The sequence below is a fragment of the Mesorhizobium sp. INR15 genome (genome assembly GCF_015500075.1).
Lineage (GTDB): Bacteria > Pseudomonadota > Alphaproteobacteria > Rhizobiales > Rhizobiaceae > Mesorhizobium.
The window spans coordinates 2435749-2448276 of the sequence record NZ_CP045496.1 but is presented as its reverse complement, the minus strand read 5'-3'; the positions used below and the strand labels follow the sequence as shown (position 1 = coordinate 2448276).

Here is a 12528-nt window from a genome sequence, read left to right as displayed (position 1 = left end):
TAATACGCTAGCGCGGCTCAAACGCGCTGTCTATCGAAATATGTATCGCGATATCATTTTCCGTGGTACACAAATGGTGTCGCCCTCGGCAAGAAGGAATGCATCGTGCCTCTCCCGTTGGACAACCAGCTCTGTTTCACGCTTTACGCCACCAGCATGGCCATCAATCGCACCTACAAGCCGATGCTGGACGAGATGGGGATCACCTATCCGCAGTACCTCGTGCTCAACGCGCTGGGGGAAGCCGACGGCATGTCAGTCGGCACCATCGCACACAGGCTGGCACTGGAATCGAGCACGGTCACGCCGCTGGTCAAGCGAATGGAACAGGCCGGGCTGGTGACCCGCCAGCGCAGCCAGGTCGACGAGCGCCAGGTGCAGGTTGATCTGACCGCCGCCGGCCGCAAGCTGCTCGTCCAATGCAATTGTCTGAATGAGACCTTGGTCGAGCGCTCGGGCATGACGCTGGCACAGCTCGATGCCTTAAACCGGCAGGTCCAGGCGCTCCGGGACGCATTAAGCGGCGGCCAGTAGACACAGCTTTTTAAGGGACGAGCGATGCTTGGCTGAGCGGCTGCACTTCGGCTGTCAACCTATCGCCGCCAGGCATCGGGGTAGGCGCCTGCAACGCCCCTACGCGGACTTGAGGACAGTGAACGGGCGCTTCTGCACAGGCCGCTTGGCCTGAAAATTCGCCGCGGGAGCGGGGCGGCCGACCCGAAAGCCCTGGACCTTGTCTATGCCGATTTCGCGCATAAGCGCCATCTGCTTGTCGGTCTCCACCCCTTCGACCAGGATTTTGTGGCCACGATTTCGAACCAGGGCGATAATGTCCTGGAGCATCGCCATGCCCTTCGGGGTGCCGCAGTCGTGGAGAAACGAACGATCAATCTTTACCGTGTCGAAGTCGATCAGGCGAAGCCAGGAAAGACCGGCGAAGCCTGTCCCGAAGTCATCAAGCCATATCCTGATGCCCAGCACCTTCAGGTCGCTGATGCAGCGGAGAATGTCCGAGTGCATCTCCATCTCCAGCCCTTCGGTGATTTCGAAAGCCAGCCTGTTGCCGGTGACGCCGGTCTCGCCCAGAATGGTCGCCACGGACGCCGCGAAGCCAGGCGTCTTCAGCTGGATTGGAGAAACATTGACGCTGACGACACGGACGTGGTCGTCAACCAGAAGCTCGGTGCACACCGTCTTTATTGCCCAGCGCCCGAGTTCCAGGATCGCGCCGGTTCGTTCCGCAACGGGGATGAACAGGCTCGGCGGAACCAATGTACCATCCAGCATCTTGAGGCGCATCAGGGCCTCGACGGCTTCGAACTTGCCTGAAGCGACATCCTGGATGGGCTGATAAACGAGCGAAACGAGGTTCTGGCCGATCGCGATCTTCAGCAACGCCGCGAGGTTCTCACTCTCGTCGCTGCTCTGGGGATCGGTCGGGTCGAACAGCCGGGCACAATTTCGGCCGCCCGCCTTGGCCAGATAGAGCGCGCGGTCGGCCTCGTGAATGATCTTCTCCAGCTTGGCGCCAGTCTGCTTCCTGGTGAATGCCGCGCCAACGCTCGCCGTCACGATCGAGACACCGTCTCGCCGCAGCTCGTGGGTTATAGCCAGGCTCTCCACGGCGCGGCAGATGGCTTCCGCGAGATCCGTGACCTGATCCTTCTTCTCCATACGGGCCAGGACAATGAATTCCTCGCCGCCATAGCGTCCGATCGAGCCATTATATTGCTTGATCAGATCGCTGAGAGCATTGGCAACCTGGATCAGGCAACGGTCGCCTTCCTGATGGCCGTAGCAGTCATTGAACTTCTTGAAAAAGTCGACGTCGATCAGGATCGCTACGAAACCGGTTCCAAGCTTTTGCCAGTCACTCCAGTAGTCCCGCAGCTTCTCATCGATTGCCCGCCGATTCTCCAGGCCCGTGAGCGGATCGGTCCGCGACAGCCTGAGCAAGGCCTTGCCACGTTCGGTGGCCTCCTTGTGCTGAATTCTGGCTTCCAAGGCATTCAGGAAGACGTTGTAGCGCTCTTCGTTCAGCTTCCAGTTCACATACGACGTGAACACGAAGCATGAAATATAAAAGGAGCCAAATACCAATTTGTAAGTTATGGTTGACGGCACATAGTAATTCACGATATACAGTATGCAGAGTATTATTGTTGACGTTATGATAGATATCTTGAACCTGAACGTAAAAAACAGGTTCGCGCTCATCATGAATATGGTACCGAAGACCATATAGTATGAGACGCTTTCCTTGTCGGCACCCATAACCGCTGGGCACAACCAGCCGACATAGCCAAAAATGATGGCCGCGGCGCAGGTCATGTCCAACCAGCCCGTTCCGACTCCACGGCGAAGCTGCACCTCCAGGGTGAGAAGCGCGGTCACTCCAACCACGAAGCGCGCCATGATCGTATAGGCCGCGACATCCGGGATCAGGATCAGATCCGTCGCCGAAAACAGCAGATAGATGACGACGGCGATCCAAAGCCCTGGCCTGGCTTCCTTTCTGCGCGTCGCTTGGGATTCGGCCTGGTAGAGATTGCGGAGCTCGCCGGAACTCGGCTCGTGGCGTGGTTCGAACGGCTCCATTTGCGCTGTATCGCCCATTGATACGCGTTCGCTCATCCCGGATGAAACGCGTTCGTTCATTCCGGATGAAACACCTTCGTTCATTCCGGATGAAACGCCTTCGCTCATCGCGACCGGTCCCGTTTGGTCGGGATTTTGTATTCGAAACTCATTTCTCGCTTCTGCCCCCACGCGGGCCAACTCCTTGCGACGTGACGGTGATCTATGACGCCGCTCTAATAAATGCAGCAGACCGAGACAAGTTTCCGTTAACTCGAACCGGATTTCGCCCCTGAAAAATTCAACGATCCAAGATGGTTATCGGGAAATTAATCATATCGTTAAAATGTTCCCGAGCTGACATTGGCAAATCAAGCATTCTACGCAATAAGTTAACTGACTGTTAACTATGGAGTCTGGGTGTGCAAACCGTCTTTGATGGAAAAAGTCTGATCACTGCCGAAATGATCGCCGGCAGTCACCGTCGAAGCAATATCGAGCATCACCGCGAAGCATTCGAAACTGCTCGCATCGAACTGGCGCTCGTCCTCCACACGACACATCAGCAAATCGGACAAGAAAAAGACCCCGCCGAGGTCATTCGCCGCCTGATGTCGCATCTCGAAGCAATGCATTCCAGGCTTCATCCTGATGTCTGGCAGGCATTGATACCGGTGGCGCAAGGCCATCCGATCATGGAGTATTTTCTCCAGGATCCGCTCACGCACTGGTCCTTCACCAAGCCCAGGGGTTACTCCGGTGACGCGCAGTTACTCGACTATATCTATTGCGATCCGCACGTGGCCGAGAGCGTGGCCAATGCATCGGAAATCGGGAAGGCACTCTATAGCTATACCCAGAACGTACCCTCATGCGTCGCGGCACGGGAACGGCGCGATCTTTTGACCCGCTACGTCGACGAGGCCGCGGACAAAAGCGGACCACAAACCGAGGTGCTGGCGATCGCGGCCGGCCATCTCAGGGAAGCCAACCGTTCGGTGGCCCTGGCGGAGCGCCGTCTCAAGCGCTGGGTTGCGCTGGATCAGGATCCCCAGAGCGTTGGATTGATCGCGCGCGACTTCCAGGGCACGGCGGTCGAGGCCGTCGACGGCTCGGTGCGGACCGTGCTTGCCAGGGGGCACAAGATGGGCAAGTTCGACCTCATCTACGCCTCCGGCCTCTATGACTACCTGCAGCACAACGTCGCCGTGAAGCTCACCAAGACTTGCCTGCAGATGCTGAAGCCGAACGGCACATTCCTGTTCGCGAACTACGCCGATCCCAATTCCGACGCCGGCTACCGGGAAACGTTCATGGACTGGGTTCTGCTGCTGCGGTCGGAGGTTGATATGTGGAACATCGTCAATGCCAGCGTCGACCGCAACACCGTCGAGGCTCAGGTGTTCTTTGGCGAGAACCGCAACGTCCTTTACGCCGTCATCAAAAAGCTCGTGTAACGACCGCACAGGACCACGCCAGCGGCATGACGTTCTGCCCATTGCCTTTGACTTGCACCGCCAGCCGCCTTCCGCTATAGAGCCGCCACCCGCGTAGACACCCTTGGAGGCAACGCGGCGGAAGGCTGCCTTCCCGCATGATCCCGAACAAGATCCGCATGACGAGTGCGGTTTTTAAAGCTGGATCATCCAGGCCCGGCGGCTTTCGACGTTTACGGCCCAGGCACCTCGCCTGCCGCGAACGCTCCAGAACAACGCGAAAGGAAATACCATGAGCCACGATACTTACGAGCTCAAGGCCGAAGCGCGCGAACAGGTCGGTAAGGGGTCCGCCCGTGCAGTTCGCCGCGAAGGTAAAGTGCCTGCGGTAATCTATGGTGACAAGCAGCCTCCCCTGGCTATCTCGCTCACCTACAAGGACGTCTTCTACAAGATTCATGGCGGCGGGTTCCTGACCACGATCGCCACGATCGACCTCGACGGCAAGAAGATCCAGGTCCTGCCGAAGGACTTCCAGCTCGACCCGGTCAAGGACTTCCCGATGCATGTGGATTTCCTGCGCATCGGCAAGGACACCGAAGTCAATGTCGACGTGCCTGTCCACTTCATCAATGAAGACAAGTCGCCCGGCATCAAGCGCGGCGGCGTGCTCAACATCGTGCGTCACGAAGTCGAGTTCCACTGCCCGGCCAATGCGATCCCGGAATTCATCACGATCGATCTCACCGGCACAAACATTGGTGACTCGATCCATATCTCGGCCGTCAAGCTGCCGGCCGGCGTCAAGCCGGTGATCTCCGACCGCGACTTCACCGTCGCCACCATTGCCGGTTCGTCGGCGATGAAGCCGGAGACGGAAGAGACGGCTGAAGCGGCTGCACCTGAAGCGGCTCCTGCCGCCGAAGAGAAGTAAGACCCTTCCACCCGGAGAAGACGATGCTGCTCTTTGCAGGTCTCGGCAATCCGGGCGCGAAATATGCCAACAACCGGCACAATGTCGGCTTCATGGCGGCGGACGCAATCGTCCGCCGCCATTCGTTTTCGCCCTGGTCGAAGAAGTTCCAGGGCCTGATTTCTGAAGGCACGCTCGGCGGCGAGAAGATCGTCTTGATCAAGCCGCAGACCTTCATGAACCTGTCCGGCCAGTCGGTCGGGGAAGCGCTGCGCTTCTACAAGCTTGAGCCCCCGGCCCTCACCGTCTTCTACGACGAGATCGACCTCGCCGATGGCAAGCTGCGCATCAAGACCGGCGGCGGAGCCGGCGGCCACAACGGCATCCGTTCTATCGACGGCCATGTCGGCAACACCTACCGCCGCGTGCGCATCGGCGTCGGCCACCCCGGCGTCAAGGAAATGGTCCAGCACCATGTGCTGGGCGATTTCGACAAGGCTGACCGCGAGTGGCTGGAACCGCTGCTCGAGGCAATCGCCGACAATGCCGCGATGATCGTCAAGGGTGATGAATCCGGTTTCATGAACAAGGCCGCTCTCAGCGTGCAGGGCAAGTCAGCTCCAGAACCGGAAAAGCCGGCGCAAAAGCAGCAGGCGCCCAAGCAGCAAAGCCACGTGCGCCAGGCGCGCCCGCAGCAGCCTGTCGTCAAGCTGCCGGAAAGCGGCCCGATGGCCGCCATGCTGAAGAAGCTGTTCGGAAAAGATTGAAGCAGCCGGCGCTGCGTCTACAAAAGCTCAACGCCGGCCACGCAAATTACATCGCGCCGACGGCCATGCCCTTCGCCGTCTCGTCAATCGCGCCCTTGACCAATTCCATGGCCTTTACACGATGGCCCCCCTTGTCCGGAAGGGCCGCCTGCAGCTGGTTGAGCGCGGCCTGGAGATCTGACAGGGCCTTGCTCATATGCGGTTGCGCGGCTTCGGCCGGCACCGTGGCAAACGCCGCAGCGGCGGCTCCGGCCACGCCAAGCACTGCAATATTACGCAGACTGTCACGACGGGAAAGCTTGAACTCGCTCATGTCAGAACTCCCTCTGGTGAAAACTGTCGTCATGCGACCAGCTAAATTAGCGCATGCCCGCATCACGCCGTATTGACGAACGCGTGATACCTCGGGGTCCGATCGCTCGCCGATCACCGGCCCAGATGGCGCGTAGGGCTTGACGATGTCAGGCCCGATCGCCCATAGCCTGATCAAATTTCTAGATTTCCCGATAGGACCGGACAAAATGGGTTTCAAATGCGGCATCGTTGGCTTGCCCAACGTCGGCAAGTCGACGCTTTTCAACGCGCTGACCAGGACTGCAGCGGCACAGGCCGCCAACTATCCGTTCTGCACCATCGAACCGAACACCGGCGAAGTGGCCGTGCCGGACCAGCGCCTGCAGAAGATCGCGGCCATCGCCAAGTCGAAGGAGATCATCCCGACCCGCATCTCCTTCGTCGACATCGCCGGCCTGGTGCGCGGCGCCTCGAAGGGCGAAGGACTGGGCAACCAGTTCCTCGCCAACATCCGCGAGGTCGATGCCATCATTCATGTGCTGCGCTGCTTCGAGGATGACGACATCACCCATGTCGAAGGCCGCATTAACCCGGTCGCTGACGCCGAGACTGTTGAGACCGAGCTGATGCTCGCCGATCTCGACAGCCTTGAACGCCGCATCGTGCAGTTCCGCAAGCGCGCCGGCTCGAAGGACAAGGAAGCGATGACCGTCCTGCCGATGATGGAAGCGGCGCTTGAGCTGCTGCAGGCCGGCAAGCCGACCCGCATCCTGCTCAAGGGCATCGCGGCGGAAGACCTGCGCATCCTGCAGGGCCTGAACCTGTTGACGTCGCATCCCGTGCTTTATGTCTGCAACGTCGCCGAAGCCGACGCCGCAACCGGCAACGCTCACACCAAAGCGGTCGAAGCGATGGCCACCGCGCAGGGCGCCGGCACCGTGGTGATCTCGGCTGCGATCGAGGCCGAAGTCGCCCAGCTCTCCGACGAGGAGGAAATGGAGTTCCTGTCCTCGCTTGGCCTCGATGAGCCCGGCCTGAACAAGGTCATCCGCGCCGGCTACGATCTGTTGCACCTGATCACCTACTTCACCGCCGGGCCGAAGGAGACGCGCGCCTGGACCATCCACAAGGGCGACAAGGCCCCGCAGGCGGCCGGTGTCATCCACACCGATTTCGAACGCGGCTTCATCCGCGCCCAGACCATCGCCTACAACGACTACATCACGCTGGGTGGCGAAGTGGCGGCCAAGGAAGCCGGCAAGGCACGCGACGAAGGCAAGGAATATGTCGTCCAGGATGGCGACGTCCTGCTGTTCAAGTTCAACACCTGAGCCCCTGCCCGTTCGGCGATGTCGCGCGGTTCCCTTGATCCGGACTTGCCGGAAGGCCTGCGCGGCCTGATCTCCGGTCATGGCTGGAACCGGCAGACGATCGGCCAGTCGCAGGCCGGCGTGTTCCGCCTGGAGGCAAAGGGCAAGCCCACGCTATTCCTGAAAATCGAGCCGGGCGGCCCCTTTGCCGAACTGGCCGACGAGGCGGCCCGCCTGCGCTGGCTTGGCCGGCAGGATATCGATTGCCCTGAAGTCATCGCCTTCGAAACCCACGCCGGTCATGACTGGCTGCTGATGTCGGCGGTCCCCGGGCGTGACCTGGTGTCGGCGCAGCCGATCGATGCCGCGACATCGATCGGCATCATGGCCGATGCGCTGCGCCGGCTTCATGCCCTCGATATCAGCGCTTGTCCCTTCGACCACAGCCTCGACCGGCGGATCGCCATCGCGCGGGCACGCATGGAGGCGGGCGAGGTCGATGAGACGGATTTCGACGACGAAAGGCTGGGATGGACCGCTGCAAAGGCCTTCGCCGAACTTCAGGCGCAAAAGCCGGACAGTGAGGATCTGGTCGTCACCCATGGCGACGCCTGCATGCCGAATTTCATGGTCGCTGACAATCGCTTCAGCGGCTTTATCGACTGCGGCAGGCTCGGCATCGCGGACCGCCACCAGGACCTGGCGCTTGCATGCTGGAGCATCCGCTACAATCTCGGCGAAGCGTGGGAAAAGCCGTTCCTCGAGCGGTACGGCTCAAGCGGTGTCGATCCTGGCAAGCTTTCATGGTATCGGCTTCTTGACGAATTCTTCTGATCATTAGAGCCCATTCGCCATGGCAATTGTCTTGCGGACGCAGCTGTGCAAGTCTCCGCGACAGTCGGAGGGTCGAGCTGGTGATCAAGGCCTTTCTCTCGTCTTTGCTTCTGCTTCTCCTTGCTTGCGCCCCGTCCCTCGCGGATGACTGGTGCATCGGAAAGGATGCCGTTCCCGCTGACGACGGCACATATCGCTTCTCCTATCAAAGCTGGATCAGAGCGCGGGCCAATGCCTTTATGTATGGCCGCTGCATCGAGGTGCTGGATCCCACCGAGAAGCTGCGCAACCACTGGGAAGGCGTCCTCCCGGAAGCCATCGCCAGGAAGGGCAGGCCAACGGTTGGCGGGCAGGGCTTTGTCGACAAGGTGAACGAAAACCGCACAGCGACGCTGCATTACGGCAACTCGGACAGCAAGATAGACGCGGCTTACTTCGCGCATAAGGGCGAGCCAAGTCGCGCGGCGTCCGAGGCAAAAGACCCGTCTTTCCGCAAGACCATCGAGGATGCCATAAAGGAGACCGGCGGTTTCCTTCTGGAAAGCATCTATTCATTTTCAACGCAGCTTGTGGCATCGGACGACGAAAGCACCTTGGACATCGACGCTTCGTTCTCATCGAAATTCGATGGAACCACGTTCAACTATGTATTGGACTACACGCTGAACGCCCCGTCGCCCAAATACGCGGAGACAACGCTTACCGTGCGATTTGACGGCGAAGCGCTGGATCAGCTGAACAGGATTTCCGAGAAGCGCTGGATCATGGCTCCGGGAAAGGGTCAGTTATCTTTTACGGCCGCGGCAACAGCCGCCAACCAGGCGGATTTCGTCGACTATGATATCAGCCTGGTCGACCAGGACGGCAGATCCATTGCAACGCTGCCGATTTCATACCTTCTGCCGGCGGCGAACTAGATGGCCGGCATCAAGGATGCAATTGGCCGGTGGCAAGGCTATCCCGCGACAATCGCGACGATGTTCGCCCCCTGGTTTCAGCCGTTCCGAAATCTTGGCTGGATCAACTCCGACTGGTCGCCGGTCATAGATTCGGTGACAACAATATTGGTCGGCTTGTATTTTCTGTACATGATGGGGTCCGGTTTCTTCGACAAGGACGCCGCCGCCCTAAAGCGGTCATTGTTGTGGTCCGCGGTCGCAACCGCGATCTTCGCGGCTTCTTGCTATCTGACGACGCATCGCTTCATTCATCTGGTCGACCCCGACTGGCTGTTTGTCGCCAACGCCCTGTGGGCAATTGCCTATGTGGCAATGTTCCTGGCTTTCATGCGGACCATCATCTCGGCATTGATGTTCGCGAAATGGTAAAGCCGCATCAGTGCACTCTCTGATTAAAGGTCTCCTTGCTTGATCCGGCCGCGCAGCAGGCTTGTGCGCCGCTATTTCGAGGCCGGCAGGGGGCGCCTTGACCTTGTCACATCACGGGTCTAATCGGCTGCGACACATGGCTGGCGCTTTCACCGAAAGCGCCGCCTTGTACCATCCAGAACAGCGCGTCCGCTCAGAACGCACCCTTTGACCCAAGCAAGGGATATCAGGCGATGATCAAGGCCTTCGTCGTGGACAATGATCGCCTGCGTGTCGTCGACGATCTCGTGGCAAATGGCGACAAGGTCGTCTGGGCCGACCTCATCAATCCGACCAAGGAAGAAGAGGCCACGATCGAGAACTGGCTTGGCGTCGCCATTCCGACCCGCGAAGAGATGGAAGAGATCGAGATTTCCAGCCGGCTCTACATCGAGGACGGCGCCTATTTCATGACGGCCACGCTGCCGGCGCAGACCGAGGTCGATGATCCCCTGATGTCGCCTGTCACCTTCGCGCTCGCCGGCAACCGGCTGATCACCGTGCGCTATCACGAGCCGAAAGCGTTCAAGACCTTTCCGCTGCGTGCCGAGAAGGTGGCGACCGGCTGTACCAGCGGCGACACCATCCTGATCGGCTTGCTGGAGGCGATCGTCGACCGCCTCGCCGACATCCTCGAGCGCGCCGGCCGTGACGTGGAAGCGATTTCGCGCGACATTTTCGAGGCGCGCTCGACCAAGGTGTCGAAGCGCAACCGCGACTTCCAGGAACTGCTGAAGGCCATTGGCCGCAAGGAGGACATCGCCTCCTCGGTACGCGACAGCCTGATCTCGCTGCAGCGGCTGGCAGGCTTCCTCGCTCATGTCGCGACGCAGACCAAGATGAGCAAGGATGTCCGCGCGCGCATCAAGACGATGTCACGCGACGTGCTGTCGCTCGCCGATCACGCCACCTTCCTGTCGCAGAAGATTTCCTTCCTGCTCGACGCGACGCTTGGCATGATCTCGATCGAGCAGAACGCCATCATCAAGATATTCTCGGTGGCAGCGGTGATCTTCCTGCCACCGACGCTGGTCGCCTCGATCTACGGCATGAATTTCGACATCATCCCGGAGCTGAAGTGGGAGCTCGGCTATCCATTCGCTATTGGTTTGATGATCCTGTCGGCGATCCTGCCCTTCTGGTATTTCCGCCGCCGCGGCTGGCTCTGAGCAGGCCGCTTCCCATCGGCAACGCCGGGCTGGCGCACCAGAAATCGCTTGACCAAACGCCGTCTGGCCGTCATCCGGGAACCCGATCCTCATTGGACTTGAACAAAATCGGGATCGCGGGTTTCCGAACCGGATTGGACCATGACTGCAAAAACCTGGGCCTATGAGGATTTCGACGAAGGCGTGTCGCTCGACCTCGGCACCAAGCTGGTGAGTGCTGCCGAGATCATCGAATTCGCGCAGGAGTTCGATGCCCAGCCGATGCACCTGGACGAGGAAGCCGGCAAGGCCAGCATCCTCGGCGGGCTGGCGGCCTCGGGCTGGCACACCTGCGCCATGTTCATGCGCATGCTGTGCGACGCCTTTCTGCTGGACTCGACCTCGCAAGGCGCGCCAGGCGTCGACTACGTCAAATGGAAGAAGCCGGTTCTGGCAGGCGATACGCTGAGCGGCAACACCACCGTGCTCGCCAGGCGCGTCTCGAAATCGAAGCCCGGCATCGGCCTCGTCACCATGCGCAGCGAATTGTTCAACCAGCGCGGCGAGAGCGTCTTCGAATTCGAAAACACCTGCATGTTCTTGACCCGCGAGGCCATGGCGTGACCCTCGACGAATTCTTCCGCATCGGCACCACCGTCTCCCTCGGCTCGCACACGTTCGAGCCCGAAGCGATCAAGGCCTTCGCCAGGAAATACGATCCGCAGGTCTTTCATATCGACGAGGAAGCGGCCAAGAACAGCGTGCTCGGCGGCCTCTGCGCCTCAGGCTGGCACACCGCCGCCACCTGGATGAAGCTGAACCTCGAAACCCGCATGGATGCCGAAGGCTGGGATGGCCGCGGCCCGGTGCCGGAATTTGGCCCCTCGCCCGGCTTCAAGAACCTCAAATGGCTGAAGCCGGTCTATGCCGGAGAGACAATCACCTTCACCCGCGCTGCACTCTCCCACCGCCCCATCGCCTCGCGCCCCGGCTGGCGAGTGCTGGCGCTGCGCTCGGAAGCTTTTGATTCGACCGGCGACAAGGTGCTGGAGTTCGACAGCGCCGTACTGGTGAAGGTTGGGTAGCGCCCTTGCCTTCTCCCCCTGTGGGGTGAGCAGCCGGTTCGCGTAAGCGAATTCATCGTGCCAGTGGCACAATGAAAGGCCGGCGAACGCCGGGACGCTGCGAAGCAGCGGGGACCCGGCTGGTGGATCAACCACCCCCGGCCCTTCGCATGGCTCAGGGCGTTCGTAGCTCGAAAAGCCAAGCAATTGGCTTTTCGTCCGCTACGCGGACCGCTTCTCACCCCACAAGGGGAGAAGGGAAAAAACTCAATGCCCGTCAAACCCGATCAGCGTTCTCACCGGCACGCCGAGCGCCTCCAGCTTGGCGCGTCCGCCGAGATCCGGCAGGTCGATGACGAAGCAGGCGGCGAGGATGTCGGCGCCGATCTGGCGCAGCAGCTTGACCGCCGCCTCCGCCGTGCCGCCGGTAGCGATCAGGTCATCAACCAGGATCACCTTTTCGCCTGGCGTAACGCCGTCCTTGTGCATCTCCATCTCGTCCAGCCCGTATTCCAGGCTGTAGGCGACACGCACCGTCTCGTAGGGCAGCTTGCCCTTCTTGCGGATCGGCACGAAGCCGGCTGACAACTGGTGCGCGACAGCACCGCCGAGAATGAAACCGCGCGCCTCGATACCGGCGATCTTGTCGATCTTCTGGCCGGCATAGGGATGCACCAGCTCGTCGATGGCACGGCGGAAGGCGCGCGCATTGCCCAGCAGCGTGGTGATGTCGCGAAACAGGATGCCGGGCTTGGGATAGTCCGGAATGGTGCGGATCGCGGCAAGCAGCGTGTCTTCGAGGGATGATTTCATGGGTT

General features: G+C 60.3%; 15 protein-coding genes. 11 read left to right on the top strand and 4 right to left on the bottom strand.

The window, feature by feature from the left end:
- Window positions 1-105: 105 nt before the first annotated feature.
- Window positions 106-534, top strand: coding sequence for a MarR family winged helix-turn-helix transcriptional regulator (locus tag GA829_RS11890; protein ID WP_195178687.1), 429 nt, complete (start codon window positions 106-108; stop codon window positions 532-534).
- A 99-nt stretch (window positions 535-633) separates the two neighbouring features.
- Here the strand turns inward: GA829_RS11890 and GA829_RS11885 are convergent, their stop codons facing one another.
- Both GA829_RS11885 and GA829_RS37485 read right to left on the bottom strand, forming a co-directional pair.
- A complete protein-coding gene (locus GA829_RS11885; RefSeq protein WP_258052332.1) occupies window positions 634-2616 on the bottom strand; it encodes a putative bifunctional diguanylate cyclase/phosphodiesterase in 1983 nt (660 codons plus the stop codon).
- Window positions 2617-2984: 368 nt separating this feature from the next.
- Window positions 2985-3197, bottom strand: a complete 213-nt coding sequence (locus tag GA829_RS37485) for a hypothetical protein (protein WP_374940397.1) — start codon at window positions 3195-3197, stop codon at window positions 2985-2987.
- On the opposite strand from GA829_RS37485, the gene GA829_RS11880 reads away from it, so the two are divergent.
- From GA829_RS11880 to pth, 3 genes are all read left to right on the top strand, one after another.
- Window positions 3189-4034: a class I SAM-dependent methyltransferase gene (locus GA829_RS11880; RefSeq protein ID WP_374940396.1), complete on the top strand. Its 846-nt coding sequence runs from the start codon at window positions 3189-3191 to the stop codon at window positions 4032-4034. The two genes, GA829_RS37485 and GA829_RS11880, sit on opposite strands and share 9 nt — an antisense overlap.
- A gap of 271 nt (window positions 4035-4305) precedes the next feature.
- On the top strand, window positions 4306-4947 hold the full coding sequence (locus GA829_RS11875) for a 50S ribosomal protein L25/general stress protein Ctc (protein ID WP_195178685.1): 642 nt from the start codon (window positions 4306-4308) through the stop codon (window positions 4945-4947).
- Between the two features lie 23 nt (window positions 4948-4970).
- Window positions 4971-5693 (top strand): aminoacyl-tRNA hydrolase, encoded by a 723-nt coding sequence (pth, locus tag GA829_RS11870; protein WP_195178684.1) that lies wholly within the window; start codon window positions 4971-4973, stop codon window positions 5691-5693.
- Between the two features lie 46 nt (window positions 5694-5739).
- Here pth and GA829_RS11865 read toward each other — a convergent pair whose 3' ends face one another.
- Window positions 5740-6006: a hypothetical protein gene (locus tag GA829_RS11865; protein WP_195178683.1), complete on the bottom strand. Its 267-nt coding sequence runs from the start codon at window positions 6004-6006 to the stop codon at window positions 5740-5742.
- 208 nt (window positions 6007-6214) lie between these two features.
- On the opposite strand from GA829_RS11865, the gene ychF reads away from it, so the two are divergent.
- The 7 genes from ychF (at window position 6215) to GA829_RS11830 (ending at window position 11731) form a co-directional block, all read left to right on the top strand.
- Window positions 6215-7318 (top strand): redox-regulated ATPase YchF, encoded by a 1104-nt coding sequence (gene ychF, locus GA829_RS11860; RefSeq protein WP_195178682.1) that lies wholly within the window; start codon window positions 6215-6217, stop codon window positions 7316-7318.
- Between the two features lie 18 nt (window positions 7319-7336).
- Window positions 7337-8131, top strand: coding sequence for an APH(3')-II family aminoglycoside O-phosphotransferase (locus GA829_RS11855; protein ID WP_195178681.1), 795 nt, complete (start codon window positions 7337-7339; stop codon window positions 8129-8131).
- An 80-nt stretch (window positions 8132-8211) separates the two neighbouring features.
- On the top strand, window positions 8212-9048 hold the full coding sequence (locus tag GA829_RS11850) for a hypothetical protein (RefSeq protein ID WP_195178680.1): 837 nt from the start codon (window positions 8212-8214) through the stop codon (window positions 9046-9048).
- The gene (locus GA829_RS11845) at window positions 9049-9459 is read left to right on the top strand and encodes a hypothetical protein (protein ID WP_195178679.1); all 411 of its coding nucleotides are present in this window, start codon (window positions 9049-9051) and stop codon (window positions 9457-9459) included. It begins immediately after the preceding gene.
- Between the two features lie 233 nt (window positions 9460-9692).
- The gene (corA, locus tag GA829_RS11840; RefSeq protein WP_195178678.1) at window positions 9693-10667 is read left to right on the top strand and encodes a magnesium/cobalt transporter CorA; all 975 of its coding nucleotides are present in this window, start codon (window positions 9693-9695) and stop codon (window positions 10665-10667) included.
- A gap of 141 nt (window positions 10668-10808) precedes the next feature.
- Window positions 10809-11270 carry a MaoC family dehydratase gene (locus GA829_RS11835; protein ID WP_195178677.1) on the top strand — a complete coding sequence of 154 codons (462 nt, stop codon included), beginning with the start codon at window positions 10809-10811 and terminating at the stop codon, window positions 11268-11270.
- On the top strand, window positions 11267-11731 hold the full coding sequence (locus GA829_RS11830; protein WP_195178676.1) for a MaoC family dehydratase: 465 nt from the start codon (window positions 11267-11269) through the stop codon (window positions 11729-11731). The genes GA829_RS11835 and GA829_RS11830 overlap by 4 nt, the downstream gene beginning before the upstream one ends.
- Window positions 11732-11977: 246 nt before the next feature.
- Here GA829_RS11830 and GA829_RS11825 read toward each other — a convergent pair whose 3' ends face one another.
- Window positions 11978-12523 carry an adenine phosphoribosyltransferase gene (locus tag GA829_RS11825; RefSeq protein ID WP_195178675.1) on the bottom strand — a complete coding sequence of 182 codons (546 nt, stop codon included), beginning with the start codon at window positions 12521-12523 and terminating at the stop codon, window positions 11978-11980.
- Window positions 12524-12528 lie beyond the last annotated feature (5 nt).

Bases quoted from the DNA above. Each gene is read 5' to 3' on its own strand.
- GA829_RS11855 (WP_195178681.1), top strand. From the start codon at position 7,337: ATGTCGCGCGGTTCCCTTGATCCGGACTTGCCGGAAGGCCTGCGCGGC.
- GA829_RS11835 (WP_195178677.1), top strand. From the start codon at position 10,809: ATGACTGCAAAAACCTGGGCCTATGAGGATTTCGACGAAGGCGTGTCG.
- GA829_RS37485 (WP_374940397.1), bottom strand. From the start codon at position 3,197: ATGCGACATCAGGCGGCGAATGACCTCGGCGGGGTCTTTTTCTTGTCC.
- corA (WP_195178678.1), top strand. From the start codon at position 9,693: ATGATCAAGGCCTTCGTCGTGGACAATGATCGCCTGCGTGTCGTCGAC.
- GA829_RS11865 (WP_195178683.1), bottom strand. From the start codon at position 6,006: ATGAGCGAGTTCAAGCTTTCCCGTCGTGACAGTCTGCGTAATATTGCA.
- pth (WP_195178684.1), top strand. From the start codon at position 4,971: ATGCTGCTCTTTGCAGGTCTCGGCAATCCGGGCGCGAAATATGCCAAC.
- ychF (WP_195178682.1), top strand. From the start codon at position 6,215: ATGGGTTTCAAATGCGGCATCGTTGGCTTGCCCAACGTCGGCAAGTCG.
- GA829_RS11845 (WP_195178679.1), top strand. From the start codon at position 9,049: ATGGCCGGCATCAAGGATGCAATTGGCCGGTGGCAAGGCTATCCCGCG.
- GA829_RS11825 (WP_195178675.1), bottom strand. From the start codon at position 12,523: ATGAAATCATCCCTCGAAGACACGCTGCTTGCCGCGATCCGCACCATT.
- GA829_RS11885 (WP_258052332.1), bottom strand. From the start codon at position 2,616: ATGGGCGATACAGCGCAAATGGAGCCGTTCGAACCACGCCACGAGCCG.
- GA829_RS11880 (WP_374940396.1), top strand. From the start codon at position 3,189: ATGTCGCATCTCGAAGCAATGCATTCCAGGCTTCATCCTGATGTCTGG.
- GA829_RS11875 (WP_195178685.1), top strand. From the start codon at position 4,306: ATGAGCCACGATACTTACGAGCTCAAGGCCGAAGCGCGCGAACAGGTC.